The organism is Cellvibrio sp. PSBB023 (assembly GCF_002007605.1).
In the GTDB taxonomy this organism is placed as follows: Bacteria; Pseudomonadota; Gammaproteobacteria; order Pseudomonadales; family Cellvibrionaceae; genus Cellvibrio.
The window spans coordinates 3,944,486-3,971,405 of the sequence record NZ_CP019799.1; the positions used below are offsets into that span (position 1 = coordinate 3,944,486).

At 52.4% G+C, this 26,920-nt stretch carries 23 protein-coding genes; 14 read left to right on the top strand and 9 right to left on the bottom strand.

The window, feature by feature from the left end; translation table 11 throughout:
• Positions 1-265: 265 nt before the first annotated feature.
• The gene (locus tag B0D95_RS16925; protein ID WP_212590034.1) at positions 266-790 is read right to left on the bottom strand and encodes a glycine zipper 2TM domain-containing protein; all 525 of its coding nucleotides are present in this window, start codon (positions 788-790) and stop codon (positions 266-268) included.
• 226 nt (positions 791-1,016) lie between these two features.
• Here B0D95_RS16925 and B0D95_RS16930 point away from each other — a divergent pair, with 226 nt between their 5' ends.
• Positions 1,017-1,949 (top strand): glycosyltransferase family A protein, encoded by a 933-nt coding sequence (locus tag B0D95_RS16930; RefSeq protein ID WP_078045003.1) that lies wholly within the window; start codon positions 1,017-1,019, stop codon positions 1,947-1,949.
• On the opposite strand, the gene B0D95_RS16935 is transcribed toward B0D95_RS16930, so the two are convergent.
• Positions 1,940-3,496 (bottom strand): hypothetical protein, encoded by a 1,557-nt coding sequence (locus B0D95_RS16935; RefSeq protein WP_078045004.1) that lies wholly within the window; start codon positions 3,494-3,496, stop codon positions 1,940-1,942. The two genes, B0D95_RS16930 and B0D95_RS16935, sit on opposite strands and share 10 nt — an antisense overlap.
• A gap of 205 nt (positions 3,497-3,701) precedes the next feature.
• Between B0D95_RS16935 and glnE the strand changes: the two genes are divergently transcribed.
• From glnE to hldE, 7 genes are all read left to right on the top strand, one after another.
• Positions 3,702-6,686 (top strand): bifunctional [glutamate--ammonia ligase]-adenylyl-L-tyrosine phosphorylase/[glutamate--ammonia-ligase] adenylyltransferase, encoded by a 2,985-nt coding sequence (glnE, locus tag B0D95_RS16940; RefSeq protein WP_078045005.1) that lies wholly within the window; start codon positions 3,702-3,704, stop codon positions 6,684-6,686.
• A gap of 94 nt (positions 6,687-6,780) precedes the next feature.
• Entirely contained in the window at positions 6,781-7,710 is a 930-nt protein-coding gene (locus tag B0D95_RS16945) for a branched-chain amino acid transaminase (RefSeq protein WP_078045006.1), read from the top strand.
• Between the two features lie 21 nt (positions 7,711-7,731).
• Complete coding sequence (gene waaF / locus B0D95_RS16950) at positions 7,732-8,874, top strand: lipopolysaccharide heptosyltransferase II (RefSeq protein WP_244904608.1); 1,143 nt, start codon at positions 7,732-7,734, stop codon at positions 8,872-8,874.
• A 13-nt stretch (positions 8,875-8,887) separates the two neighbouring features.
• A complete protein-coding gene (gene rfaP / locus B0D95_RS16955; protein WP_078045007.1) occupies positions 8,888-10,840 on the top strand; it encodes a lipopolysaccharide core heptose(I) kinase RfaP in 1,953 nt (650 codons plus the stop codon).
• A complete protein-coding gene (locus B0D95_RS21020; RefSeq protein WP_256386837.1) occupies positions 10,821-10,952 on the top strand; it encodes a hypothetical protein in 132 nt (43 codons plus the stop codon). Before rfaP ends, B0D95_RS21020 begins: the two co-directional genes overlap by 20 nt.
• A 17-nt stretch (positions 10,953-10,969) precedes the next feature.
• Entirely contained in the window at positions 10,970-12,745 is a 1,776-nt protein-coding gene (gene msbA, locus B0D95_RS16960) for a lipid A export permease/ATP-binding protein MsbA (RefSeq protein WP_078045008.1), read from the top strand.
• A gap of 78 nt (positions 12,746-12,823) precedes the next feature.
• Positions 12,824-14,248, top strand: a complete 1,425-nt coding sequence (gene hldE / locus B0D95_RS16965) for a bifunctional D-glycero-beta-D-manno-heptose-7-phosphate kinase/D-glycero-beta-D-manno-heptose 1-phosphate adenylyltransferase HldE (RefSeq protein ID WP_078045009.1) — start codon at positions 12,824-12,826, stop codon at positions 14,246-14,248.
• 94 nt (positions 14,249-14,342) lie between these two features.
• On the opposite strand, the gene B0D95_RS16970 is transcribed toward hldE, so the two are convergent.
• From B0D95_RS16970 to B0D95_RS16995, 6 genes are all read right to left on the bottom strand, one after another.
• Positions 14,343-15,497, bottom strand: a complete 1,155-nt coding sequence (locus B0D95_RS16970) for an iron-containing alcohol dehydrogenase (protein ID WP_078045010.1) — start codon at positions 15,495-15,497, stop codon at positions 14,343-14,345.
• A 105-nt stretch (positions 15,498-15,602) separates the two neighbouring features.
• Entirely contained in the window at positions 15,603-15,932 is a 330-nt protein-coding gene (locus B0D95_RS16975; protein WP_078045011.1) for a Rieske (2Fe-2S) protein, read from the bottom strand.
• Between the two features lie 19 nt (positions 15,933-15,951).
• Complete coding sequence (locus B0D95_RS16980) at positions 15,952-16,995, bottom strand: S1C family serine protease (RefSeq protein ID WP_078045012.1); 1,044 nt, start codon at positions 16,993-16,995, stop codon at positions 15,952-15,954.
• Between the two features lie 16 nt (positions 16,996-17,011).
• The gene (gene htpX / locus B0D95_RS16985) at positions 17,012-17,887 is read right to left on the bottom strand and encodes a protease HtpX (RefSeq protein WP_078045013.1); all 876 of its coding nucleotides are present in this window, start codon (positions 17,885-17,887) and stop codon (positions 17,012-17,014) included.
• Between the two features lie 398 nt (positions 17,888-18,285).
• Positions 18,286-19,080 carry a Crp/Fnr family transcriptional regulator gene (locus tag B0D95_RS16990; RefSeq protein ID WP_078045014.1) on the bottom strand — a complete coding sequence of 265 codons (795 nt, stop codon included), beginning with the start codon at positions 19,078-19,080 and terminating at the stop codon, positions 18,286-18,288.
• Positions 19,081-19,189: 109 nt separating this feature from the next.
• A complete protein-coding gene (locus B0D95_RS16995) occupies positions 19,190-19,477 on the bottom strand; it encodes a TfoX/Sxy family protein (RefSeq protein ID WP_078045015.1) in 288 nt (95 codons plus the stop codon).
• A 219-nt stretch (positions 19,478-19,696) separates the two neighbouring features.
• Between B0D95_RS16995 and B0D95_RS17000 the strand changes: the two genes are divergently transcribed.
• From B0D95_RS17000 to cysE, 4 genes are read left to right on the top strand one after another with little or no spacing between them, the layout of a single operon-like run.
• Positions 19,697-20,404: a M15 family metallopeptidase gene (locus tag B0D95_RS17000; protein WP_078045806.1), complete on the top strand. Its 708-nt coding sequence runs from the start codon at positions 19,697-19,699 to the stop codon at positions 20,402-20,404.
• Complete coding sequence (locus B0D95_RS17005; protein WP_246841637.1) at positions 20,373-21,797, top strand: MFS transporter; 1,425 nt, start codon at positions 20,373-20,375, stop codon at positions 21,795-21,797. Before B0D95_RS17000 ends, B0D95_RS17005 begins: the two co-directional genes overlap by 32 nt.
• Before the next feature lie 46 nt (positions 21,798-21,843).
• Positions 21,844-22,548, top strand: coding sequence for an HAD family phosphatase (locus B0D95_RS17010; RefSeq protein WP_078045016.1), 705 nt, complete (start codon positions 21,844-21,846; stop codon positions 22,546-22,548).
• 2 nt (positions 22,549-22,550) lie between these two features.
• Positions 22,551-23,369 (top strand): serine O-acetyltransferase, encoded by an 819-nt coding sequence (gene cysE / locus B0D95_RS17015; RefSeq protein WP_078045017.1) that lies wholly within the window; start codon positions 22,551-22,553, stop codon positions 23,367-23,369.
• A gap of 24 nt (positions 23,370-23,393) precedes the next feature.
• Here the strand turns inward: cysE and B0D95_RS17020 are convergent, their stop codons facing one another.
• The gene (locus B0D95_RS17020) at positions 23,394-23,663 is read right to left on the bottom strand and encodes a hypothetical protein (protein WP_078045018.1); all 270 of its coding nucleotides are present in this window, start codon (positions 23,661-23,663) and stop codon (positions 23,394-23,396) included.
• A 37-nt stretch (positions 23,664-23,700) separates the two neighbouring features.
• Between B0D95_RS17020 and B0D95_RS17025 the strand changes: the two genes are divergently transcribed.
• Positions 23,701-24,645, top strand: a complete 945-nt coding sequence (locus B0D95_RS17025) for a hypothetical protein (RefSeq protein ID WP_246841638.1) — start codon at positions 23,701-23,703, stop codon at positions 24,643-24,645.
• 124 nt (positions 24,646-24,769) lie between these two features.
• Positions 24,770-26,875 (top strand): AsmA family protein, encoded by a 2,106-nt coding sequence (locus B0D95_RS17030; RefSeq protein WP_078045019.1) that lies wholly within the window; start codon positions 24,770-24,772, stop codon positions 26,873-26,875.
• Positions 26,876-26,920 lie beyond the last annotated feature (45 nt).

Consider the following 26,920-nt stretch of genomic DNA (forward strand, 5'->3'; position numbering starts at 1 on the left):
TAAGTGTTGAAAAATAAACAGGGCGCGCAGGCTAACAGGCCAAGGGAAGTGCTGCTAATAATCATTAGTTTGGTTCTTATATCGTAAAGTTTTAAAAAGTGTAGTAGTGAGGAGATGGATATTCTTTTAGTTATGAGCAGTGCATGTGAAAACGCTGGGAAAGTGCTGAGAGCTGAGAGCTGAGAGCTGAGAGCTGAGAGAGTGCAGTGATATTTCTGCTGCCGTAGTAACGGCAAGCGAAGCGCACATCCTTGTGCCCTGGTGATTAATGGTTAGCTTGATTCAGCACCAATTTTCCGTTCTCCACCGGGATACGTGAGCCCGGGTCATAGTCCAGGCGCAGGGAGGACTCCTTGTCCTGCAAGCGGTAGGTGACATCGTAGCCGGTGATGTCCTCGCGTGAGTCGTAAACAGTTTTGCAGCGTTGCTCAACGGTGGTGTAGGTATCTTTTTGCTGCATATTGGCCTGTACCTTGTCACCCGCGTAACCACCGGCGACAGCACCCGCTACGGTGGCGACTTTTTTACCGTTGCCGCCACCGACCTGATTGCCCAGCGCGCCACCCACGACTGCACCAATGACCTTGCCGGCAATACGGTTGGTGTCTTTGGCTGGTTTTTGATGTACCACGGTTTCTTCGCGGCACTCTTCACGGGGAATCTTGGTGGTTTTGGTCACGGGCACCGCGCTCAGCACTTCCGCATAAGCCGGTTCCTTTAACCATTGGTAGCTAGCGATAGCACCACCGGTGGTCGCTATACCCACACCCAATAGTGTTCCGATAATCATGGATTTGTTCATTGTTCATCTCCTGCAGTAATGCTCATTTTCTTGAGCGATGCGCCAGTTTAAGCAGGGCTTTTCTTAACATCAGCTTAATGATTTTTGAGTGATTGCCAGTCTGAGAAACCGCTAACATTTGGGCTGTGGTACGGTTTGCAATATCCGTTGCAGCTAAGATCTGATAATAAATGATATAATATAAAAATTTTTTAGGCCTCTGCGGGTGATCTTTATGTCTAGCTGTTTTTTTTCAATTGTTATCCCTGCATACAATTACGCGCAATTTCTGGAGAGGGCTATACGCTCCGTGCTGGATCAACAATTTCACGACTGTGAGATTATCGTTATAAATGATGGCTCAACAGATAATACAGATGCTCTGATGAAAGAGATTTTAAAGGAGTGTGATCCAAAGCTTCGCTATATAAGTCAAGAAAATAGGGGGTTATCTGCAGTTAGAAACCTAGGTGTTATGCATAGCAACGGCGCTTATTTGATTTTTTTGGATGCAGATGATGCGCTGTTGCCTGATTCTTTAGAGAGAACCTATGAGTATCTTGTAGATCATCCACAAACGGATCTATTGATTTGCGACTATTTGGCGCAAATGCCTGATGGAAGAGAAAAGCTTCGCTCCAATAATTTATTAAATGATAAAAAGAAAGATTGGTTTTATTATTACATTGGCAACACCATGGCGATGGCAAATGGTGCAACAATTATTCGTCGTACAGTTTTTGATGAGATTCGTTATTGTGAAGATTTGCGCCAAGCAGAAGATATCCCAGTCTTTGGGCAAATACTCGCCAATTTTCATTGTGCACTTTTTTTAAGACCAATACTTCGGAATTTTAAACATATCGAAAGTATGAGGAACCAAATAAATTTTACCCCCAATATTGCTTATCAATTAACAAATCTATTATTTGATCCAGAAAAATTACCTAGTTCATTAATGAAATATAAGGCTGACTTTTTGGCGTATCAGTATTTTCAGCTTTTTCGGAGTTATGAAAAAGCAATGCAATATAAATTAGCTATACAGTGTTATCGCGAGTCGCTTAAAGCTAGTCCTTGGTCGTTTTTCAATCTGGGGCGCCATATTAAGTATATTCGATGTGTGTTTAAGTTCTTGTTTGGCTCATTGGTGGTGAGTCAACGATAGGGGTTGCAGCTCACTACCTGCTCTATTTGAGGGGTTTCATTTTTGAAGATGACTGTCACGCTTTTCCCGCGCTTAAAAGTTTTGATTTCGTGAAACACTCCTTCTTGAACTAAATGCATGGTGTCTTGCTGCAATGATTTTTGTTTGGTCTGGATAACAAGGTAGGCATATGCTTTTAGCTTGTCTGTGGATGCCAAACTAATACGTAAATCTCTATCAATAAGGCAAGTCACTCCCTCTCTTAGTCGGCCGCTGTAATGCAGTAGTCTGTTATCGCTCAGTGCGACAGGTGTATGTGGGGTGGTGTTTTGCTTGAGCCATTCGCCGGCAGATATCAAATTGGTTGGTGGTGGATTCTTGGTCGTCACAATGTCAACCATTAACACTATTGCTATGAACACAAGCCCGGATTTTATCCATGCACTAGCATTTGGCCATATTGACTCAGTCCAATCACTAATAGGCTGGCTAATTAGTAATAGTATGAGAAGAGCAGTTAAAACTGTGTATCGCTCAATCATAAATTGCTGCGCCAATACAAACGTGGTTAGCATGGCCAGATTGATGGCGATCGCCCAGAGTGCAATTTTGTTTTCGTCGGTCCATTCAATGTTCGCATTTTTTCTTATCGCAATGAAAGTGAAAACAAGATAGGGCCAGCTAACGGCCAGCAACAGGGTGTGAATTAGGTGCGCAATCAATCCAACATTTAAAATAAAGGGGGCATATTCTTTGCTGAAAGGGTTGAGCACATAGGTGGCCATATTCTCCTGAGCAGTTTTTAGGCTGTATAAGCTGTTGGTGAATGCCTCTGTCGAGGGTATTTTTTTTAGCAGCGTTTCAAGTGCTGCGTCATTGATCAATAAAAACACACAAGCAGCAATAAGTGCGCAAATGTAGATGCTGGTACAGGTGAGCCAACTTTTTAAGCGCGCTGAGAGAGTGAAGTTGCCAACCCAAAAAAGGCAAAGCGGTAGCCCAATAATCCATGCAATTGCTTCGGATCGAAACATAAATGCCGCAGCTATTGCCAGCTGCCATTGCAGTGCATGACTGGTTTTTTGTGTGCGTATGAATTGAAAAAAATAAAGCAAAGCCAATAAGCTGAAAAGCCAATATCCGACATCGCGGATAATCATTTCCCGATAACCGTTGAATGCTGGAAGTAATAATGAAGCTAGCGCTGCGATCAATAGACCATGGCGGTTGTTTGTTGCGGTCGTATAAAGCTTTAAGAATACAGCAGGGATAACTGCGTAGAAGATGGAGTTGATCAAATAAAAAGAATTTTCGATGCTTATGTTAAGCGTTTTTGAGAGTAAAGCCCCTAATATTGCGTAAGCTGGCCACCCATAAATTTGAAGTGTGGCAGATAGTCCGCCCTGCAAGAAGGCTTCAGCAGTCGAGAGATAGACAATCGCGTCTCTGTTGATTACCGAACCTTGGATATTGGCTACCGAGAAGGCAGCACTGATACTAATCAGCAGTAAGTAGAGGAGTTTTTCGTTATTTAAAAGGTTGCCAATCTGGAGGTCGGTACTTTTCATGGGCTGACTCTGTTGTTCGAGTTGGTGTGCTGCTATCGAATTTTGCGCGGCAATTATACTGATTTACATGCTAACAGGGCTTTTTTCATGGTGATTATATCCGTTGTGCGACTTTGTATCAGCTGCGCTAAGTCAGTGTCGTCCGCACAGAAACTGCTATTATTCTCTGCATCAATAAATAGCTGTGTCGATGAGTCCTGTCTTTATGTTGAATTTTTCCGGAATTCCCTCCGAGTTACATGCCCCCGCCCAGCGTTACTGGGAACAGTTTGAAGCTGCCATCCTCAGTCAAACGCTGTCTCACCCTCGGGATTTGTTGCCGCCCACTATCAGCGTCGATACGTTTTTCCAGCAATTGACTCGTGCGTTTGTCGCAAGCGAATTCATCGCCAAAACCTGTGCCCAGCGTCCGGCTTATTTATTGGAACTGATTGAATCCGGTGCCTTGTTTGAGGCGCAGACTGACGCGCATCTGGATGCATTTACCGCTGCAGTGAATGCCTGTAATACCGACGCGGAATTGGATACCTGCCTGCGCCGCCAGCGGCAGATGGCGATGATCCGTATTATCTGGCGCGACCTGAATCGCATTGAAGGTATGCGCGAAGTGACAGCGGAATTGTCGCGCTTTGCCGACCGGGTGATTCAAACGACGGCGGAATGTCACTATCGCTCGCTGGAAAAAATGTACGGCACGCCTATCGGTCGCGAGTCTGGTATAGCGCAGCCATTTATGGTGCTGGGTATGGGTAAGCTGGGCGCGGGTGAATTAAATATTTCTTCGGATATCGACCTGATTTTTACCTTCCCCGAAGGGGGCGAAACCAATCATGCCAGCCGTGCGATCAGCAACCAGGAGTTTTTTATCAAGCTCGGGCAGCGGCTGATTAAAAGTCTGGACACAGTCACCGCCGATGGTTTTGTGTTCCGGGTGGATATGCGTTTGCGCCCACACGGCCAGAGCGGTGCGCTGGCCATGAGTTTTGTGGGCATGGAGGATTACTACCAAACCCAAGGGCGCGAGTGGGAACGCTACGCCATGATCAAGGCGCGCACTGTGGCCATGGCTGGCGGTGAGCAGCAGGCCGAGGCGCGCCAATTGCTGGGCAAAATGCTGCAGCCCTTTACCTATCGCCAATACATTGATTTCAGTGCGATTGAATCCCTGCGCGAAATGAAAGGGTTAATTGCGCGGCAGGTGCAGCGCAAGGGGATGAATCTGGACGTGAAGCTGGGCGAGGGCGGCATCCGTGAAGTGGAGTTTGTGGTTCAGGTATTCCAATTGATTCGCGGCGGTCGCGATGCTCGCCTGCGCAAGCGCAAAGTGCCGGTGCTTTTACCCTTTTTGGAGCAGGAAAATTATTTACCGCCGGGTGCGGGTTCGGCATTGCTTGAAGCCTATATTTTTCTGCGCAATACCGAGCATGCCATTCAGGGCTATCAGGATAAGCAAACCCAATCCCTGCCGATTGATCCTGTAGGGCAGTTGCGTTTGGCTTGGGTGATGGGGTTTGACACCTGGGACAGTTTCTTTGAAACGCTCAGCCGCTATCGCCACTGCGTTAATGCGGAATTCAAAGCCGTTATCGCTGCTCCCGATGAAGAGGATTCCATCGATCAAAAAGCCCTGACCTTTTGGATGGGGTTGTGGGAGGGAAGTTTGCAGGGCGAGGATGCCATTCATGCGCTGGAGGCGCAGGACATTGAAGGCGCTGCGGCGCTGGTGAAAAACCTGGCAGACCTGCGTGAAAGCCGTGCGGTTTTATCCATGCAGGCCAGTGGGCGCACCCGTCTGGAGGCGTTTATCCCGCGTTTATTGCACATGCTGGTGCAGGAAGCGCTGCAAGGTAAGTTACCGCTTACTGTTGCGGAAACCTTTGCGCGTATTGAACCCTTGATTGAAGCTATTGCACGGCGCAGCGCCTATTTGGTGCTATTAGTCGAGAACCCAACGGCCATTCACCAGTTGGTGATGCTCTGCGCCGCCAGCCCCTGGATTGCCGATCAACTGGCGCAATACCCGGCGCTATTGGATGAGCTGCTCACCCCGGAAAGCCTCTATGCGCCGCCGGATAAAATGTCGCTGCGCGATGAGTTGCGTCGCGATGTGCTGCGCCTGAGCTGGGATGATCTTGAGGGGCACATGGAAGCGCTACGCTATTTCCGCTCTGCCCATGCCCTGCGCGTGGCCGCCAGCGAAGTGACCGGCGCCCTGCCGCTGATGAAGGTGAGTGACTACCTTACCTTCATCGCCGAGGTGGTGCTGGAGCATGTGCTGCAGTTGAGTTGGGAGCACTTGGTGGAGCGCCATGGGCGCCCCCGTCGCAGCGACGGTTCGGTCGATGCAACACCGGATTTTGTGATTATCGGCTACGGTAAATTGGGCGGCATTGAGCTGGGGCACGGTTCGGATCTGGATCTGGTGTTTATCCACAACACCGATAGCAACCTGAGCACCGATGGCGAGCGCGCTATCGACAACATTACGTTTTATACCCGCCTCGGCCAGCGCATTATCCATGTGCTCAACACCTACACGCCCTCGGGCAAGCTCTATGAAGTGGATATGCGCCTGCGGCCGTCCGGCAACTCGGGGTTGTTGGTGTCATCGCTCGCCGCGTTTGAAAAATACCAGGCCAATGAAGCCTGGACTTGGGAGCATCAGGCGTTGGTTCGGGCGCGGGTAGTGGCGGGAGATGAACGGCTCGCCGAACAGTTTGAACAGGTGCGCGAGCGCATTCTTACCCGTGAGCGGGATCTGGCTGCATTGCGCGTCGATGTACGCGACATGCGCCGCAAGATGCGCGAGCAATTGGGCTCCGAGTCCAAATCCAAAAATAGCGCCTTAAATACGGCCAAAACACCGGTTTTATTTAATTTGAAACAGGATGCGGGTGGTATCGTGGATATTGAATTTATGGTTCAATACGCGGCCTTGGCCTGGGCATCTAAAGCGCCCGGGATCATCCGGTACACGGACAACATTCGCATACTCGGATCACTGGAAGAGGCAGGCTTACTCGATGCCCAATCCGTGGCCCACCTGATCGCGGCTTACAAGGCATACCGATCCACCGGGCACCGCCTCGCGCTACAGCGTCAAGAGGCGGTACTAGAAGGCGACAATCACTTCCTGACCGAGCGAGCGCAAGTCACAGCCTTGTGGCAGCAACTGATCGATCACGACTGATTTATCGCCCGAATACTCAGTGGTGCGCGGCTGCGGCTGCGCCTGACAATCCCGAACACACAGACCTGTTTTTAACACAGAATTTGGAGTTGCTATGTCTTTTGCCGATCGCGACGGCGTTATATGGCTCGATGGTGAACTCATTCCCTGGCGCGATGCCAAGGTTCACGTTTTAACCCACACTTTGCACTACGGCATGGGCGTATTTGAAGGTGTGCGGGCTTACAACAGTGCAAGCATGGGCACCAGTATTTTCCGTCTGCAAGAACACACGGATCGCCTGTTCCGCTCCGCGCACATCATGCGTATGAAAATGCCATTCACCAAAGATGTGGTGAATGATGCGCACAAACAAGTTGTCCGTGAAAACAACCTTGCCGAAGCTTACCTGCGCCCCATGGCATTTTACGGTTCTGAAGGCATGGGCCTGCGCGCTGACAATTTGAAAGTGCATGTGATGGTTGCCGCTTGGCACTGGCCGTCTTACATGTCACCAGAAGCGCGCGATCAAGGTATCCGCATTCGCACCTCCAGCTACACACGCCATCACGTGAATATTTCCATGTGTAAAGCGAAGGCCAACGGTCACTACATCAACTCACTTCTGGCGTTGCAAGAAGCGCTGGACAGTGGTTGTGAAGAAGCGTTGTTGCTTGATGCAGAAGGTTATGTGGCAGAAGGTAGCGGCGAGAACTTTTTCCTGGTGCGCGACGGCATTATCTATACGCCGGAGCTGACCTCCTGCCTTGATGGCATCACCCGCAATACTATTTTCCAATTGGCCGCCGATTGCGGCTACACCATCAAAGAAAAGCGCATCACCCGCGATGAAGTGTACATTGCCGATGAAGCTTTCTTTACCGGTACTGCGGCAGAGGTATTGCCGATCCGCGAATTGGATGGCCGTATTATTGGTGAAGGTCGCCGCGGTCCCATCACCACCCGTTTGCAAGACTTGTATTTCAAGTCCGTGCGCGGCGAATTGCCTGAGCACACCAACTGGTTGGCGCCGGTTGCAAAATAACCGCCACAATAACGGAGCCAAATGGCTCCGTTATTGTTTTCCCTCTCCGCACCTGCCCAAATGCCTATGCCTCTTGTGTCGCCTATGAATGAAATGGAATTTCCTGTCGAGCTGAAAACCATCCAAAAAATTTTGGTAATTGGCCCTGCATGGATCGGCGATATGATGATGGCGCAGACCCTGTTCAAATTGCTGAAAATGCGTAATCCACAGGTGCAAATTGATGTGCTCGCCTCCAGCTGGACGCGACAATTAATCGCCTGTATGCCAGAAGTAAATCAGGTTATCGATATGCCCCTGGGGCACGGCAAGTTGGGTTTGGGCGCGCGGCGTGCGCTGGGTAAATCGTTGGCGGCGAGTGGTTATGAGCAGGCGATAGTGTTGCCCAATTCACTGAAGTCCGCGTTTATTCCTTTTTTTGCCCGCATACCTCTACGTACCGGCTGGCGTGGTGAATATCGCTATGGCCTATTAAACGATGTGCGCGTACTGGATAAAAAACGCTACCCGCTCATGGTTCAGCGCTATGCCGCTCTCGCCCTGCCTAAAGGGACTGAGCCGCTGCAGACGTTTCCATTTCCCTCGCTGCAAGTGAATCAACACCAGCGCCCACAATTGTTAACAAAATTTGCGTTGCAGCTGGATCGCCCCTTATTGATAATTTGTCCAGGCGCGGAATATGGCCCTGCCAAACGTTGGCCGGAACATTATTTTGCAGAAGTGGCCGATAAAAAAATTCGCGCCGGTTGGCAGGTGTGGCTCATGGGGTCGGCAAAGGACAACGAAGTCACCGACGCAATTCGTAATCTGTTGCTTGATGAAGAGCGTCACCACTGTTTCAACCTGGCGGGCAGTACATCCCTGGGTGAGGCTATTGAATTGATTGCCTGCGCAGATGCGGTGTTGAGTAATGATTCGGGGTTGATGCATATCGCCGCTGCCCTGCAAAAACCATTAGCAGTGATTTACGGCTCCACCTCGCCCGAACACACGCCGCCGCTGTCGGCTAGCGTTAGCATCATCAGCACTCAGATTGAATGTTCACCGTGTTTTGAACGCGAGTGTCCAAAAGTGCATCACAAGTGTCTGCGCGACTTAATGCCGCATCAGGTATTGGTGGCGCTCGACAAATTGCTCGCCGAGCCTGTTCACATCAGCCGGTAAACGGAATTTATTAATGAAGTTAGCCTTGGTGATTTTTCGCTATTTTCCGTTTGGTGGATTGCAGCGCGATATGTTGGCGATTGCGCAAGCAGCACAAGCGCGCGGACATCAGGTCACCATTTTTTGTGGTGAATGGCAGGGGGATAAAGCTCCCGGTATCGATGTTGTCGAAATAAAAGCACACGGTCTTTTTAATATTGCAGGTGTTAAAAAGTTTGTTAATGCTTTTCAAAAACAGTTCGTAGCTTCGCAATTTGATTTGTTAGTTGGCTTTAACAAAATGCCTGGGCTCGATGTGTATTATTGTGGCGACTCCTGTTTCGCTAAAAAAGCCTATGAAGAGCGTGGCTTACTCTATCGTTTAACGCCGCGTGCCAAGCTTTATTTGCATTATGAAACTGCTGTTTATTCACATCTCAGCAACACACATATTCTGGAGGTGTCCGCCGCAGAGCGCCCCGTATTTGCCAAGTATTATGCAACACTTGATGTACGGCAGACACTCTTGCCTCCTGGTGTCGATCGTCAGCTAATAGGCTCGTGTGTGAGCCGCGTTTCTGCACGACAAAAAATTCGCAAGGAGCTATCGCTTGCCGATAACGATCACTTAATTCTTTGTGTTGGGTCGGGCTTTAAAACCAAGGGGCTGGATCGTAGCCTACGTAGTTTTGCTGTGTTTCGCAAAAATAATCCGCGTGCGCTTCTGGTTGTGGTTGGCAATGGAGACCCGCGTCCTTTTCGGGCTCTGGTGAAGTCGCTTGGTTTGAGTGATGCTGTGAAATTTTTAGGCGGGCGTCGCGATATGGCAGATATTTATGCCGCTGGCGATTTGCTCCTGCACCCTGCCTATAAAGAAGTGACTGGTAATGTCATTCTGGAGGCTATGCTCTCCGCTATTCCCGTTCTGGTCACACCTGTATGTGGTTATGCCCATTATGCTGTTGATCATGCAATGGGTGAACTGCTGTTAGCGCCGGACGATGCGCAAACAGTAGCGGTACAAATGGAAAAGCTGTTAGCAGTTGACCCTCATGATTGGCAGTCCAAGGCGGAGCGTTTTGCCTGTGAGAGTGATATTTTTTCGCGCCCTGATTGCGCTGTGAATGAAATAGAGCGTATAGCGTATGCACCCGGGCCAACACCCTTGGTGCAATCGGCAGCGGCAAGTGAATGGGTATTGTGTGATGAGATGATTGAGGCTTGGCAACACAAGGATGTGTTTGCGTTGGTTGAGTCACTTTCGGGCCCTATTGCGCGTGAAATGCCTGATCGACAAACGTTGCGCTTTGAATTGAATGGGCAGGGTTATTATCGAAAATGGCATCGCGGTGTTGGTTGGCGCGAGGTTATCAAAAACCTGATCTGTTTCCGCCTGCCAATATTGGGTGCAAAAAATGAGTGGGAGGCGCTCACCAAATTGCGGGCGCTGGCTATCCCCAGTTTGATGGCGGTAGCCTATGGGTGGAGAGGCTCAAGTCCTGCGAGCCAACAGTCCTTCATAGTCACTCGTGAACTTGACGGTGTTGTGCAACTGGATCACTACTTTGAACAGCATTCAGTCGCGATTAATACCCGGAGGCTTATCCTTCACCGGCTTGCCGTGATGGCACGTGAGCTTCATGGAGCAGGGATTAATCATCGCGACTTTTATCTTTGCCATTTTATGCTCAAACCTGCTTCACTGGGGATGGGTAATCAACCGGATATTTATTTAATCGATTTACACCGAGCCCAGTGCCGTGTGCGAGTGCCGCTGCGCTGGCAAATCAAAGACTTGGCTGCGCTTTATTATTCCACATTGAATCTCGGTTTTAGTCGTCGCGATATATTGCGCTTTTTGATGGTGTATTTTGATTGCCCGATGCGTGAAATTCTGGAGCAAAAGCCTTTGTTGCTTAAGCAGATCCAGAGTCGGGCATTAAAAATCTATTGGCGTGACTTTGGTCATGCGCCAACTGTCTATTGATGCCAAGTGGTTTCTCTACTGGGTGCCTGCGGCCTTGCTGGCTGCGCTCTTGATGAACGGATACCAGCGCGAGCCAGAGTCAGTGACCCTTGCTCCCGCCGTGGCACATTAATATTGATTGGATAATTTATGTCGACTGAACCCCACAAAATACCCGCAGCAGGTGAAGCTTCCGCCTGGCAGATCTACCAGCGCCTGCTGCGCTATCTCAAACCCTATGTGTTTCTATTCGGTGTGAGTGTGGTGGGTTACATCATTTATGCGGGAGCGAATGTGATGTACTCAAAAGTGATGGAACAGTTGGTCGTGGCGATTGAATCGGAAGATCCTACGGCGCGCTGGTTTGTGCCTCTGTTGATTGTGGGCGCGACGTTGATGCGCGGTCTGGGGATGTTTATCGGTGGTTATTTCATGGCGAAGGTGGCCTTCAACGTTGTGAATGACCTGCGTGTGCAGGTGTTTAACCATATGACACGCCTTCCGGTCAGTGCGTTTGATGAGCGCCCCAGTGGCCATATGATTTCACTGATTACCTACAACATTAACGGCGTCACTGTGGCGGCTACCGATGCGCTTAAAAAAGGGATTCGCGAAGGCGCGACCGCGATTGGTTTATTGGGTTATTTGTTTTATCTCGATTGGAAATTGACATTGTTGTTTCTATCAGTGGCGCCGATCATGGGGTTGTTGGTGACTAAAGTGGCAAGGCGATTGCGTCGCCTGAGTAGCAAGGTGCAAGACTCGGTGGGTGACATTACCCAGGTATCGAGTGAGATGATCAATGGCTATCAAGTGATGCGCACCTTTGGTGGTGAGGCTTATGAGCAGGATCGTTTTGTCCAGGCGAGTAAAAAGAATTATTTGCAGAACATGAAAATTATTGTGACCAGCGCGGCCAATGCACCAGTGATGCATGTGTTGATTGCGGTCGCTATGAGCTTGTTGATTTATGCGGCCTTAAGTTTTATGCAAATGGATAGCACCGCAGCATTCATTGGTTACATCACCGCTGTTGGGTTGATTGTTAATCCGATTCGTCAATTGGGTGAAGTGGCGCCCATGATTATTAAGGGCGTGGCCGCCGCCGACAGCGTCTTTAAACTGCTGGATACCCCTCCCGAAAAAGACACCGGTACTTATGAAGTCGCGCGTGTTAAGGGGGATGTACATTTTAATAACCTGACCTTTAGTTATGCCAACCAAGAGCGGCCTGCGTTGCATGATGTGAACTTGTCTGTGCGCGCTGGCGAGGTTGTTGCACTGGTGGGTAAGTCGGGCAGTGGTAAATCCACACTGGTGAGTTTGCTCAATCGTTTTCATGACGCCAGTGACGGTGAGATTCTCATCGATGGCGTTCTGGTCGGCGATTATCGCCTCGATAATTTGCGCAGCCATATTGCACTGGTCAATCAGCATGTCACGCTGTTTAACGATACCATCGCAGGCAATATTGCCTACGGCAGTTTGCAGTCGCGCGATATGGACAGCATTCGTGCCGCTGCCGAGGCCGCTTACGCCACTGAATTTATCGACGCGCTGCCAGATGGCTTTGACACTATGATTGGCGAGTCCGGTGCACGCTTGTCCGGCGGTCAGCGCCAGCGTTTGGCAATTGCTCGTGCGCTGTTGAAAGATGCACCGATTCTGATTCTGGATGAAGCGACCTCAGCACTGGACAATGAATCGGAGCACTATATTCAAGCGGCTCTGGAGCGCGTAATGAAGGGGCGAACGACGTTTGTGATTGCCCATCGCTTGTCGACGATTGAAAAAGCGGATCGGATTATCGTGATGGAACAGGGTGAAATTGTGGAGCAAGGAACCCATGCCGAGCTGTTGGCGCAGCAAGGCCACTACGCGCGGTTGCACGCCAAAGCGTTTAGTGAACAGGACGACGCTCATTGACAAGGCGTGTCAATGAGTACAAAAAGGTGAATGACTGGATGTGGTTTTTTAATGGAAATTATCTCGGTAGGAACGACTATGCATATAACAATGCCCCATTTTGAGAATGCACGTGTATTGGTGGTGGGCGATGTAATGCTGGATCGCTATTGGCATGGCATGAGCACCCGTATTTCTCCGGAAGCACCTGTGCCGGTGGTCAATGTCAATCAAACAGAAGATCGCCCCGGTGGTGCGGCTAACGTTGCCTTGAACATGAGTGCGCTCGGGTGTCGGGTGTCGCTGGTGGGAGTGATTGGCGATGATGAAGCAGGGCAGATTCTGCAGCGCAGCCTCACGGCGGCCAAGGTTCGGACAGATCTCCAAATTTCCGCGACCAAACCCACGGTTACCAAGCTGCGTGTGATCAGCCATCACCAGCAATTATTGCGGATGGATTTTGAAGACAAATACGCCCCGGAAGATAGCAGCGACTTTATCGCCAAAGTCAGCCAGCTAATTGCAGATGTGGATGTGCTGGTACTGTCCGATTACGCCAAAGGCAGTTTGCACAACTGTCAGGCATTGATCCAACTGGCACATAACGCCGGTGTGCCGGTGTTAGTTGACCCTAAAGGTGATGACTTTACCCGCTATCGGGGAGCGGATGTTATCACCCCTAATTTCCATGAGTTTGAGGCGATTGTAGGAGCCTGCGCCAGTGAAGAGGCCATTGTCGCCTGTGGTGAAACACTGATGGCTGGTCTTGAGTTGCAGGCATTGCTGGTGACGCGTGGCGAGCATGGCTTGAGCCTCTTGCGTCCCGGTCAACCCGAATTACATTTACCGGCGCGCGGCCGTGAAGTATTTGATGTGACTGGCGCGGGCGATACGGTTATCGCCACCCTGGCGGCGGCATTGGCCTCCGGGCAACCACTGCCAGAAGCGACGGCATTAGCGAATATTGCAGCGGGCATAGTGGTGGGTAAATTGGGGACAGCGATTGTCAGTGCCGCCGAATTACGCCGCGCTATTATTGCCGATCAGGGCGCGCAAAGCGGTGTCGTGACCGAAGAACAATTGCTTCTGGCGATAGAAGATGCCCGCGCAGCGGGTGAGCGAGTGGTCTTTACCAACGGCTGCTTCGATATTATTCACGCCGGCCATGTTGGTTATTTGGAAGAGGCTCGCAAACAGGGGGACCGTCTGATTGTCGCGGTTAACTCGGACGCCTCTATCCGTAAGCTAAAAGGCACCGGGCGCCCGATCAACCCGCTTGATCGCCGCATGGCTGTATTGGCTGGTCTGGAAGCTGTCGATTGGGTCGTTCCCTTTGAGGAAGATACCCCCGAGCGATTGTTGCGCCGCGTTAAGCCTGATGTGCTGGTGAAGGGCGGCGACTATCGCGAAGACCAGGTGGTTGGTGCCTCGCTGGTCAGGGCGCACGGTGGCGATGTACGTGTGTTGGGGTTCGTGGAAAACTGCTCCACGACCTCCATTGTGAATAAAATCCTGCACCGGTAGTGGGCTGGTGCTACAAGCCCCAGTGAGAGCCCATTAAAAAACCCCGCACAAGCATCTTGTACGGGGTTTTTTAATGGGGGGGGCTAGTTAGTCTTTATGCCGCCAACTCCAGAATTTCACGGGAGGCTTCGGGAGTGATAGCGCCATGTTCACCCAGCGCCAGCAGGTTGTGTTTGACCAGCATATCCACCAGTTTGGGGATGGATTCACGCCCTACACCATAACCGCTGAGGCTAGTGGGGGTGCCCATTTGTTCAAAGAAACCGCGCGTCGCGGCGATAGCGGCATCGATTAATGCCTCTTCATCGCTCTGGTTCAGGTTCCATACCCGGCGGCCGTATTGCAGCAGCTTTTCCCGTTTATGGGCGCGTTGATGCTGCATCAGGGCGGGCAGAACCACAGCCAGGGTTTGGGCGTGATCCAGACCGTGCATAGCAGTGAGTTCGTGACCAATCATATGGGTGGCCCAGTCTTGCGGTACGCCTACGCCGATCAACCCATTGAGCGCCATAGTCGCTGCCCACATGACATTGGCGCGCACCGCGTAATTGGTGGGTTCAGCGAGTGAACGTGGGCCTTCCTCGATCAGTGTCATTAACAAGCCTTCCGCAAAACGGTCCTGCACCTTGGCGCCCACAGGGTAAGTCAGGTATTGCTCCATGATGTGTACAAAGGCATCCACCGCACCATTGGCGATTTGGCGCGGCGGGAGGCTGTAGGTGGTGGTGGGGTCAAGAATCGCAAATTGCGGATAAACCAGAGGGCTGCCGAATGAGAGCTTCTCCTGGGTTGCCGCTTTGGTGATCACGGAATTGCCATTGCTTTCGGTGCCGGTGGCGGGCAGGGTCAATATGCAGCCAATTGGCAGGGCACTGGTGAACGGCGCGTGTTTGGCCAGGATATCCCAAGGCTCGCCATCAAAATTCACCGCCGCTGCAATCAGTTTGGTGCCATCAATCACGCTTCCGCCACCCACTGGCAGCAGAAAATCAATCTTCTCTTGTTTAACCAGCGCCACCGCTTGCATCAGGGTTTCATAATGCGGGTTGGGTTCGATGCCGCTGAATTCAAACCAGGTCTTGCCTTCCAGCGCTTTTACCACTTGCTCATAGACACCGTTCTTTTTGATGGAGCCGCCGCCATAGGTCACCAGAATACGTGCATTGGCGGGAATCAAGTTGGCAATTTCTTTGATTTGGCCTTCGCCAAAAACAATTTTGGTCGGGTTGGAAAATGTAAAGTTTTGCATGAGCATTCTCTCCTGTGAGATTGATCGGTTGATTGGCGCAGGCTCCGATGAGTCGCGCGGGCTAATACGCAGATCTGAACAATAAGGTGAAGGTAATCGTGAGATTCAGTCGCCAATAAGCAACAGTTGATTCGCGTCTATGCGGAACGGCACGGCTTCCAGTTTGCGCCCTGCGCAAGGGCCCGCTACGCATTTACCAGAGTCGATAACAAACAGTGCGCCGTGGTTAGCGCACTGGATCATGGTGCCGCTGCTGTCCAGAAACTGGTGCTCAACCCACTCCAGCGGAATCCCTAAATGTGGGCAAGTGTTGCGGTACGCCACTACCTTACCCTTATGTTTCACTATCAATAACTTGAGTTCGCGGTGCTGAAAGCCCCTGCTACCGCCTTCGGGTATATCGTCTAGCGAGCACAGGGGAATCAGTGATGTCACAACAATAGCTCTGGGTTAATTACTGGGGCGCGGTCAGGCGCAGTTTATGGGTGAGCAGCTTGCCATCGCGAGCTACGCTGACAGTGACCTGATCACCTGGTTTGTAGTGTTCCAGCGCGCTGAGCAACTGGTCATCGTTGGTGACGGGATAGTCCTCAATCGCGACTATGACGTCCCCCAAACTGATTTGTCCCCAACTATTGCGTTTGGCGCCTTGCAGCCCCGCTTTGGCGGCGGCGGAGTTGGGTTCTACCCGCAGAATCGGTACCCCCTGGATCCCGATTTGCTGGGCCCAGTGGTCAGGGGCGACGGCAACCCCCAGAACCGGTCGGACAATACGGCCGTGTTTGATCAGCTCGGGCACTACTTCTTTCACCGTATTGACCGGAATCGCAAAACCAATGCCTGCGCTGGCGCCGCTGGGGCTGTAAATCATGGTATTCACCCCAATCAGCTTGCCTTCGGAACTCAGCAGCGGGCCGCCTGAATTGCCGGGATTAATGGCGGCATCGGTTTGAATTACATTGGTAATTTTGCGTTGGTTGGGCGATTCAATTTCACGCCCCAATGCACTCACCACACCGGTGGTCAAGGTGGCATCCAACCCAAAGGGATTGCCAATGGCCAGCACTTTGCGACCAACGCGCAAGTCTGAGGAGTCACCCAAAGGCAGTGCTTTTAACTGTTGTGCGGGGGCTTTGATGCGGAGTACGGCCAAATCCCGCTCGGGCGCCAAGCCGACAACCTCGGCAGGCCAATTGGTTTGATCTTGCAGGGTGATAGTGATTTGGCGTGCACCCTCCACCACATGGTAGTTGGTGACTATGTAGCCGCGCTCGTCCCACACAAAACCGGTACCTGAACCGCGTGGGACTGTGACTAAATCGAAGGAATAAGGGTTGCGCGCCAGCTGTTGATTGGTGACAAACACGACACTCGGGCGAGCGGCGTCGAATACCTCCATACTGTTGCGTTCATCGTCGGTAGAGAAAGCATTGGCGACAGCGCTCAAGGCGCTGGCGCCACTCATTAATACAACAAGTAGCCAGCGCCAGAGTGTCATGCCGTTATCCCCTTACTCAGGCCGCGTCACGCAGGGCTTGGATACGGGCTTCCAGCGGTGGGTGGCTGGCAAACAGGCTGCGCATACCACCACTGATACCAAAGGCGCGCATGCTGCTTGGCATTTGGCTTTCTGCACCGGCGCCGCTTTCGGCTTGCAAGCGTTGCAGGGCGCGAATCATAGCGCCGCGATCTGCCAGCGTCGCGCCGGCGTGGTCAGCGCGGAATTCGCGGTAGCGCGAGAAGGCCGCCACAATCATGGACGCTAATATGCCCAGTACGATTTCTGCGACCAAAGTAGCGATCATAAAACCGAAACCACGGCCATTTTCATTCTTGAGCAATACGCGGTCGACAAAGTCACCGATGATGCGCGCAAAGAACATCACAAAAGTGTTCACCACGCCTTGGATCAGGCTCAGGGTGATCATGTCGCCATTGGCCACATGGCCGATTTCGTGCGCCAGTACCGCTTTCACTTCATCGCGCTCAAAACGTTGCAGCAGGCCAAGGCTTACCGCTACCAACGCCGCATTGCGGTTCCAGCCGGTGGCAAAGGCATTGGATTCCTGCGCGGGGAACACACCGATTTCAGGGGTTTTTATGCCAGCTTTTTGCGACAGTTCCACCACTGTATCCACCAGCCACTGTTCATCGGCATTGCGAGGTTGATCGATCAGCTGTACGCCCATGGTTCGCTTGGCCATCCACTTGGAAATAAACAGTGAAATGAACGAGCCAACAAAGCCAAAGACCGCACAGAATACCAGCAGGTTCTGTAAATCCAGTCCGCCAGCTGTACGATAGCTACCCACACCCAATAGGCTGAGAACTATGCCAGCAACGACCAGAACCGCGAGGTTGGTTAACAGAAACAGGCCAATACGTAACACGATAGGATCTCCCATAAGTAATGAATGCGCTGGTTTATACGCAGCGTCACGGGAGTATATGTGTACAGAGGGGGATTATTTCAATCGTGTCAGGTTAAGAATCGCAAAAATACACGCGAGCAGGAGAAAAATGGCCGCCACCAGGGCGGCCCAAGCAACCGTGTTAGCCAAGAGACTTGCGCAGAAAGGTGCGCAGAGAAAGTCCCAAGGGGTGAGAGGCTTTAACAATCGACTTGCAGGGCGATTATCAATTCCGCTCAGCTGCTGAGGGGAGAAATCCGCAGCAACGAATTAACGATAATGGTTCTCATTTGATTGGTCAAGCTTTTTTGAGAAATATTCTCATTTTGTTGCGTCTGAAATCACATTCGGGCTTGCAGGTCGCTCTGATTGAAGGCTTAGGTGCCACCGGATTTGAGCTGGAGCAACTGTCCATTGAGCTGGTTGATTTTAGCGGCCATTTCCTCGATCAGCCCAAGGCAGATATGGGGTTGGTGTTCAATCAGGGCGATAAACTCCTCTTTGCGCACGGCCAGTAAGGTGCAGTCGCTCCTTGCTATCACTGACGCCATGCGCGGCTGGCGGGTAAAAACGGCCAGTGCGCCAAAAATCTCATTGGGGTGGATTTGTCCTACAGTCACACCGTCGCACACGGCATCGGCAGCACCTTCCAGCAGGGTATAGACCCGGTCTGCGGTATCGCCTTGTTGGATAATGGTTTCGCCCGCGCGAAAGTGCAGGAAACCGGCGGCGGGCTGGAATTCACCGCGCAGTTCCTGGGTGAGTGCCTGCTCAAAGTAGCTGATAGAGCAAACCAAAAAGTAAGTCCAGTTGCGTTGGTATTTCAAATCATGGCTGGCGTATTCGACCAGGCTATCGCGCTCGTAGGCGACCAGACTTGTCGGGCCGCTGCAGCTGAATTGCCCTTGTGGCAGGTTGAGTGAGCGCGGCAGGCCAAGCAGGTCGCCTGCTTCAAAGTGCATGACCAATTTGCCGTGCAGCGAATAATCAACTTGCCCTTCAACAATGCGCAGCAAGCGGGTCGGGGGAATATCGGCGAAAATATCGTCGCTGGCGGCGACCTGAAACGTCTCTTCGGCAGGTGCTACCGGCGCGCAGATAAGCTCGGTCAGGGCGCTAAGCTTGGCGGCCAGCTCGGACATTAATTCGGATTGTTTGGTTGAAAGATACATAAGTTCCCCGGCAACAAAAAACACTAACGACAGAAAGTTTTAGTGTAGCCTGTGACAGAGAAAAAACTGCGCGTAAAACCACATCTGCAAACAGATGTGGTTTTTATTGTCAGGCAGTGGCTGAAATCAAGTCGTCGGGTTGCTCGGCTTGTTGTACTAAACGGGCTTTTAAGTCGGGTGGGATATCGTTCCAGTGAATATCCATCAGTGCGCCTTCAAGGGCATAGAGCATGACTTTGGATACGTTGATGTTGCGAGCGCGAATGCGGCGGTAGGCTTCAACGGCGCCCAGACGTTTGAGATCGGCGTGGGTATTAATCCCTATTGCACGCAGGATATTTACTGAAGCCATTCCCAGATTTTTTAACTGTAATAACTCACTCTGACAGGCTGTCATACAGTGCGACTCTCCCTTATTGTTGTCGGGTGTTGTGTTCAAATTTTCCGTTTATAGCGCGACTTATCTTACAGGCTTGATTCGCGGGCGCAATAGCTTTTATCTGGCCTGCATCAAAAAAACGCGCGCAAGTTTTTGCGTGTTTTACGCGGTCAGTGGCGTGTTTTTATCGATAAAATAGCTGCAGTTGATGCGTTGGGTATTGTTGGGTTTCTATTTATGCCAAGTTCGATGACACAATTATTACTGGGGTTGGATGAGCGCAACTTGGTTGAGTTGCCAGCGCTGCAATGCCGTGTCGATCGCGCATTGGTAGCGCCGTTATCTGCGTTGCAGCAGCGAGCCGCAGCGGCTGGATTTGAGTTGCGTGTTGCCAGCAGCTATCGCAGTTTTGAGCGGCAGCGATTGATCTGGAATAACAAGGCGCTGGGGCTGCGCCCGGTGCTGGACAGTGACGGTGTACCGCTGGATCTGACACAGATGAGCGAACATGCCGTTGTCATGGCGATTCTGCGCTGGTCAGCCTTGCCCGGTGCATCGCGCCACCATTGGGGCACGGATATCGATGTGTACGATGCATCGCGCATGGCGCCGGATTATCAATTGCAATTGACCGTGGCAGAGACACAAGGTGATGGCCCCTTTGCGGAATTCCATCGCTGGTTAAATGATGAATTGCAGGCGCCGGGCTGCGAATTTTTTCGTCCCTATGCGGAGGATCGCGGTGGTATCGCTCCCGAGCCTTGGCATTTAAGCTATGCGCCGCGCGCCGATGAGCTGTCGCAGCACTATTCTGAAACGCTGTTGCGTGAGCAATTACAGGTGACAGATTTGCAATTAAAAAATACGGTGCTGGAAAACCTGGGCGATATCTATTCCCGGTTCGTGAGTATCGATGCGCACACCACCCGCCAACCCAACTGCTAACGGGACTATTCTGTTGACTGATTTACCTGCTAATTCACCAGTTTCCAAACGTGCCATTCGCTCCTGGATGTTATTTGACTGGGCGGCACAACCCTTTTTTACCGTTGTTATCACGTTTATTTTTGGCCCCTATTTTGTCTCACGTCTGGCAGATGATGCCGTGCAAGGGCAGGCCGCCTGGGGTTATACCGTGACCATCGCCGGCGTCATTATTGCGCTGTTTGCGCCCATCCTCGGCGCGGTGGCGGATGCAACCGGCGCGCGCAAACACTGGATCGCCTTTTTTGCCCTGATCAAAATTCTGGCCTTGGTATTGTTGTGGTTTGCCGCCCCCGGTTCTGCGTTGTGGTTGCCGATGCTGTGTGTGATTTGTGCGATGGTCGCCGCTGAATTTTCAATTTTATTTAACGATTCCATGATGCCGCGCCTGATTCCCACTGAGGAGATTGGTCGTGTGTCCAACCTCGCCTGGGGCCTGGGTTATGCCGGTGGGCTGGTGGTGTTGTTCAGTGTGCTGCTGTTGCTGGCGGGCAATCCCGACACGGGTAAAACCCTGCTCGGCATAGACCCCTTGTTCGGGTTGGATGCGCGCCAAGGCGAGGATGCACGCATCACCGGCCCCTATGCGGCGCTCTGGTATTTGCTGTTTATTGTGCCGATGTTTTTATTCACCCCGGATGGACAGCGCGGCGTTTCCTTGGTGCATGCCATTCGCGGCACGCTGGGTGAATTAACGTCCACAGTTAAGGAGGCCATGCAGCGTAAACCCCTGTTGCGGTTTTTGTTGGCGCGCATGGTGTATCAGGATGGCGTAAATGGCTTGTTAGCCCTAGGTGGCACCTTTGCCGCGAGCATGTTTGGCTGGCAGACCATTGAAATGGGTATTTACGGCATTTTGCTGTTGGTTGTGGCGATTGGGGGTTGTGCTTACGCCGGTCGCCTGGATGCGCAGCTCGGTTCAAAGAGTGTGGTGCTGATTAGCCTGCTGCTATTGGTGGTGGCAACCCTTGGCATAGTGTCTACCGGGCCGGGTTATTCGCTGTTTGGTTGGGTTTCATTATCCACCGCAGACAATGGTGGCTTATTTGCGACAGCCGCCGAAAAAGTTTATATCGGGTTTGGGCTGTTAATCGGTATTGCCTTTGGGCCGGTGCAAGCATCGTCGCGTGCCTATCTGGCGCGTAGCGTGGGAGCAGATGAAGCTGGGCGCTATTTTGGTCTCTATGCGCTGTCGGGGCGTGCGACGGCGTTTTTAGCGCCCATGGCGGTGGCGAGCCTGACGCTCTACGCCGATTCAGCGCGCATCGGCATGTCGGCGCTGTTGGTGTTTTTAGTCCTGGGTTTGGTGTTACTGTTAAAAACACCCTATCCGGCGATGCGTGCGTCGCAATAGTCATGCGGCGCTTTGATTTTTTTCAGACGGCATTTTAGAGGTATTCATGCTGGTTATTTTTGATTGTGATGGTGTGTTGGTAGACAGCGAAATTATTTCGGCACAAGTGTCGGTGGATTGTTTAAAAGCCGTGGGTGTCGAGCGCAGCCTTGACTATATTTTGGAAACCTATCGCGGCAAATCCGTGGCGGATTGTATTCGCATGATCACGGATGAATTGTCATCGGCAGCGGATTGGCAACAATTGTCCTCCGAGGAAAAAGCTGAACGCGGCGCGCAATTTTGGCGGCAGGTGCAATTGCAAACGCTGGTGGTGTGCGAGCAGCAACTCGAACCCGTAGCGGGTGTGATGGCGGTGCTGGATTATTTGCGCGAACAACAGATTCCATTCTGTGTGGCCTCCAACGGCAAGCATGAAAAAATGCGCATGACCCTCAACAAAACCGGCATCATGCCTTATGTGCAAGGGCGGGTATTCAGTTTTGAGGATGTCACGCGCGGCAAACCGGCACCGGATTTATTTTTACACGCGGCCAGTACACTGAAGGTGCCGGCTAGCGAAGCGATTGTGGTAGAGGATTCACTCACCGGTATTCAAGCGGCAGTGGCGGCGGGTATGCGCCCCTTGGGCTACTGCCCACCCAATCACGATGGCAGCGACAATTGTTTATTGGGCGAGATGCGCCGCTTGGGCGCCGAAGTATTTTTTTCCATGGATGAGTTAATTCCGTTAATTTCTAAACAGGCGTAAGCATGGTAATGCAATCGGCGGGTGCGATTTTTTCGCCCGATGTGGATGTGTGGCAGGAAATTCGCGCCGAGGCAAAACAGGCGAGTAAAGATGAGCCCGTGCTGGCGAGTTTTTATCACGCCACGATTTTAAATCACGGCTCCTTTGCAGCGGCGATCAGTTTTCATCTCGCCAATAAATTGGACAGTCAGGCGCTGCCCGCGATGATGTTGCGCGATGTGTTTGCCGAAGCGATGCGTATGGATGCAGGCATCGAACAGGCGATGCGCGCCGACATTCGCGCGCACCGCGAACGAGATCCGGCGTGCAATAAATTTTCCATGCCGTTTTTGTTTTTCAAAGGCTATCACGCCCTGCAATCCTGGCGCATTGCGCACTGGTTGTGGCAGCAGGGGCGCACCGCGCTGGCGCTGTATTTCCAGAATCAAATCTCGGAAGCCTTTGATGTGGATATCCACCCCGGTGCGCGCATTGGTCAGGGCATTATGGTTGACCACGCGACCGGTGTAGTGATTGGTGAAACCACCGTGATTGAAGACGATGTGTCCATGTTGCACAGCGTCACCCTCGGCGGCAGTGGCTGCGCCAAAACTGATCGCCACCCCAAAATCCGGCGCGGCGTACTGATCGGTGTAGGGGCAAAAATCCTGGGTAATATCGAGATTGGCGAAGGGGCAAAAATCGGTGCGGGCAGTGTGGTGCTGGAAGCGGTGGCGCCGCATACTACCGTCGCGGGTGTGCCTGCCAAGCTGATTGGTCGACCCAAAGGGGAGTCACCTGCGCTGGATATGGATCATCACCTGAGCGATGATCCCTCATAACCCCGAGCGCCTGTCGGGTAGGTGCTAGCCGGCGCTGCGTTGATCGGGCAGGCAACTGGTTTCGTCGTCGCACCCATCCATCAACCACTTCAACACCGACTCACGGCTTTTGAGCATGGATTGGTAGTGCTCAATCAGCATGGCATTAGGGCGCGGCTGGCTTTTCATGGCAGCGATGCGGTCGGTGAGAAAGGCAATATCTTGTTCGACCTTGATGCGCGCATTGCCGTGCGGACTGGTGCTATCACTGGTGATGCGGTTGTCCTGCAGTTTTTTATCAATAAAGGGCAGCATGGCGTTTTAACTCCCTGAGGTTGTTCAAGCGTTGAGTATGGTTCCACTCTGCGCAGGGCGCCAGTCGGGATTAAGACGAATTGGTTACATTCTGTGCACTGGTTATCGCACTTGTTATTTTTTTGGCGAGGGAGTGGCCGCTACTGCCGCTATGCCCGCAGCCAAAGGCAGGAGTGCTATTATCCCTTCATCTGGTTTTCTTATGATGAGTCATACAGCGATGAGCACGCCTGAATTCGATATCATTTTTCGCGGCGATATAGTGTTTGGCCACCAATTGGCAGAGGTCAAACTCCGGCTGCAACAATTGTTCAAAGTGGATGCGGCCAAGGTCGACGCCCTGTTTACCGGTCGCCCGGTACCGCTGAAGCGCAAGCTGGATGAGGCTACCGCCAATAAATACCGCGAGGTATTGCTCAAGGCCGGCGCTCAGGTTGAGATCTGCGCCAGTGATATCAGCCCTGCCAACAGTGCCCCCAGAGTCGCACCGGTGCGCGCCCCGGCAGCGGCTTCTGCACCCGTTGTACCGGCTGGTGCGGCCGCTTGGACACTAGCCCCGGCGGGCGCCGATTTACTGCCCGCCGACCAACGCCCGGCACCGGTTGCGCCCGTGGTGGTGGATGTCACCGGCCTGAGCTTGCGCGCCCAGGACGGCAATCTGCTGGACAGCAGCGAGAGGCCATCGGCGCCGGTGGCGGAAGTGGTTATCCCTAATCTGGATCTGGCCGAGGTAGGGGCAAGCCTGAGCGATGACGACCACTTGCCATTGCCGCTGTTGGAGATTGAGCTGGAGGATTGGGATATCGCCGAAGCGGGGGCCGATTTACTGCAGCCGGAAGAGCGCCCGGTTGTGGTGCCCGTAGTCGTGGGGCCCGTCGATTTTGGCTTGGCGCCCGCTGGCAGCGACCTGGGCCAGCTCAAGCCACAGGTAAAACCACTTACGCCCGATATCAGTGGCCTGCGCCTGACTGATCCCTCTTGATGCCGCTTGCTCCCGGTGCTGGCAGACCGATTGCGGGGAACCCTGCTGGCACCAACGGGTCAACTTTCTTGATACCCCCTATTTTATTCACGCAATTTTTTACGATGATCAACAAGGAGTCCCTATGAAGACGGTGGGAAAATTATTACTCGCCCTGATTGCCCTGCCACTCTTGGCCCTGCTTGCGCTGGTGCTGTTGGTGGATGTCAATCGGTTCAAGCCGCACATTGAAGATATCGCCAAGGAGCAAGGCATAGCCCTGTCCATCAAGGGGGATTTGGGCTGGAGCCTCTGGCCCGGCATAGGGGTGGATATCAATGATGTCAGCTTGGCGGCGCTGGCCACCCCCGAGCAGCCACTGGCAGAATTGACCCGCGCCAGTCTGCTGCTGAAACTCATGCCGCTGTTTTCCGGTGACTTTCAAGTGGATCACCTGCTGGTCGATGGTGCACGCATTCACCTCGCCGTGGATAAGGCCGGCAAAGGTAACTGGGAGGCGCTGACCCAATCCGATAAGGCGCCCGCACCCGCCGAAGCCGCATCCACCGATCCGGCCAGCGCTAACCTGACCCTGGATATACAGGACATCAGCCTCACCAATTCGCAGGTGAGTTATCGCGATGCCAAGAGTGGGCAAACGCTCGCGCTGCGCGATATCAACCTGCACCTGACCGAGGTAAACACCCGTGCAGAACCTTTCCCGCTGACCCTCGCGCTGGCGGTGGAAATGGAGCAAGCAGGCGCCGCGCCGCTGCTGTTGACCCTCGCGTTGAAAAATCGCCTCAGTGTGGACAGCTCGCTCAACCACATCACCCTCAATGAGGGCGACCTGCAAGTAGCGGTGGGCAAGTCCGCGCCCTTGGCCTTGACCTACGAACTGGCGCTCAGCGATGTGCAAAACAAACCCGCCTACAAAGGTCAGTTTGCGCTGAAAGAAACCAATGTGCGTCCATTGTTGGCGGCACTCGGCACCGAGTTGGATACCGCCAATAGCGATGCGCTGAAACGCGTCGCGCTGTCAGCCGCTGTTGAGGGCAATGACCAGCGGGTGCAATTATCGAATCTGGCCATCACCCTGGATAAAACCCGTTTCGATGGCAGCCTGGCTATCACCGATCTGGCAACAACCGCTATCACCCTGGATCTCAAGGGCGACAGTATTAATGTCGATGATTATTTGCCGCCGCCTAGCGACACCGAAGCAACAGCTACTGCCGCCGCACAGGAAGATACGCCCCTGCCACTGGATGCTATTCGCGGCTTGAACCTGAACGCCGCATTTGCCTTGCAGCGCATGACCCTCAAACAAATGGCCCTGGAAAATATCGCCTTGACGGTCAACGCCAAAAACGGAGTGGTTAACCAAAAACTCAACGCCAAGGCCTACCAAGGCACCATCGCCTTCAACAGTAAAACCGATGCGCGCAGTGACAAGGCCGCCCTCAGTTTTGATGGCGCGGTGCAGGGGTTTGAGTTGGCACCGCTGCTCAAAGACATGGAAATGGATGAAAAGCTGGCGCTGTCCGGCGCTATCCAGGCCAATACCCAAGGCACGGCACAAGGTGCCAGCGTGAATCAACTCATGGCGTCCATGAACAGCACTGCCACTTTCTCCGGCGCCCAAGTGCGTTTAGCGCCGCTCAATATTGAAGAACAATTTTGTAAACTGGTGAATCTGGTTACCCAAAATAGCACCGAGGTAAGTTGGGATGCCTACACCGAAATGCGGCAGTTGGACGGCAATATTGTCTGGCGCGATCAGGTGATCACACTCAACAGTTTCAATGCGGGCGTATCGCAATTACTGCTGGCAAGTACCGGGAAAATTAATTTGGCGAGCGACAGCTACGAATTTAAATTGCCGATCAAAATTGCCTCCGCCAGCGATGCCGCCACCCTCAAAGGGTGCAGTTTGGGCACCACCAATTACTGGGTGGATCGCGGTCTCTCCCTGTTGCGCTGCAAAGGGTCGTTTGGTGCCATAGACCCGCTCAAGGATTGCGGTTTTGACAAGAGCGCACTGGGCGATTTAACCAAGGATTTTGCCGAGTACAAACTGCGTGAAAAACACGGCGCTAAAATTGAAGCCGCTGAACAAAAAGTGGAAGAGAAAAAGCAGGAAGTGAAGCAGCAAGTCGAGGAGAAAAAACAGGAGTTAATTAACAAGCTGCAAAACAAATTATTTAAAACACCAAAATCGGCCGCTGAATCCAGCGCAGCAGCAGAGTAATCGATTCGTCGTGTCATAAAAGAATGCCGCGCTCACAGGAGTGCG

Excerpts from the sequence above, each read along its gene's own strand:
- B0D95_RS16925 (WP_212590034.1), bottom strand. The coding sequence starts at position 790 with ATGATTATCGGAACACTATTGGGTGTGGGTATAGCGACCACCGGTGGT.
- B0D95_RS16930 (WP_078045003.1), top strand. The coding sequence starts at position 1,017 with ATGTCTAGCTGTTTTTTTTCAATTGTTATCCCTGCATACAATTACGCG.
- B0D95_RS16935 (WP_078045004.1), bottom strand. The coding sequence starts at position 3,496 with ATGAAAAGTACCGACCTCCAGATTGGCAACCTTTTAAATAACGAAAAA.
- glnE (WP_078045005.1), top strand. The coding sequence starts at position 3,702 with ATGTTGAATTTTTCCGGAATTCCCTCCGAGTTACATGCCCCCGCCCAG.
- B0D95_RS16945 (WP_078045006.1), top strand. The coding sequence starts at position 6,781 with ATGTCTTTTGCCGATCGCGACGGCGTTATATGGCTCGATGGTGAACTC.
- waaF (WP_244904608.1), top strand. The coding sequence starts at position 7,732 with ATGGCTCCGTTATTGTTTTCCCTCTCCGCACCTGCCCAAATGCCTATG.
- rfaP (WP_078045007.1), top strand. The coding sequence starts at position 8,888 with ATGAAGTTAGCCTTGGTGATTTTTCGCTATTTTCCGTTTGGTGGATTG.
- B0D95_RS21020 (WP_256386837.1), top strand. The coding sequence starts at position 10,821 with ATGCGCCAACTGTCTATTGATGCCAAGTGGTTTCTCTACTGGGTGCCT.
- msbA (WP_078045008.1), top strand. The coding sequence starts at position 10,970 with ATGTCGACTGAACCCCACAAAATACCCGCAGCAGGTGAAGCTTCCGCC.
- hldE (WP_078045009.1), top strand. The coding sequence starts at position 12,824 with ATGCATATAACAATGCCCCATTTTGAGAATGCACGTGTATTGGTGGTG.
- B0D95_RS16970 (WP_078045010.1), bottom strand. The coding sequence starts at position 15,497 with ATGCAAAACTTTACATTTTCCAACCCGACCAAAATTGTTTTTGGCGAA.
- B0D95_RS16980 (WP_078045012.1), bottom strand. The coding sequence starts at position 16,995 with ATGACACTCTGGCGCTGGCTACTTGTTGTATTAATGAGTGGCGCCAGC.
- B0D95_RS16990 (WP_078045014.1), bottom strand. The coding sequence starts at position 19,080 with ATGTATCTTTCAACCAAACAATCCGAATTAATGTCCGAGCTGGCCGCC.
- B0D95_RS16995 (WP_078045015.1), bottom strand. The coding sequence starts at position 19,477 with ATGACAGCCTGTCAGAGTGAGTTATTACAGTTAAAAAATCTGGGAATG.
- B0D95_RS17000 (WP_078045806.1), top strand. The coding sequence starts at position 19,697 with ATGCCAAGTTCGATGACACAATTATTACTGGGGTTGGATGAGCGCAAC.
- B0D95_RS17005 (WP_246841637.1), top strand. The coding sequence starts at position 20,373 with ATGCGCACACCACCCGCCAACCCAACTGCTAACGGGACTATTCTGTTG.
- B0D95_RS17010 (WP_078045016.1), top strand. The coding sequence starts at position 21,844 with ATGCTGGTTATTTTTGATTGTGATGGTGTGTTGGTAGACAGCGAAATT.
- cysE (WP_078045017.1), top strand. The coding sequence starts at position 22,551 with ATGGTAATGCAATCGGCGGGTGCGATTTTTTCGCCCGATGTGGATGTG.
- B0D95_RS17020 (WP_078045018.1), bottom strand. The coding sequence starts at position 23,663 with ATGCTGCCCTTTATTGATAAAAAACTGCAGGACAACCGCATCACCAGT.
- B0D95_RS17025 (WP_246841638.1), top strand. The coding sequence starts at position 23,701 with ATGGTTCCACTCTGCGCAGGGCGCCAGTCGGGATTAAGACGAATTGGT.
- B0D95_RS17030 (WP_078045019.1), top strand. The coding sequence starts at position 24,770 with ATGAAGACGGTGGGAAAATTATTACTCGCCCTGATTGCCCTGCCACTC.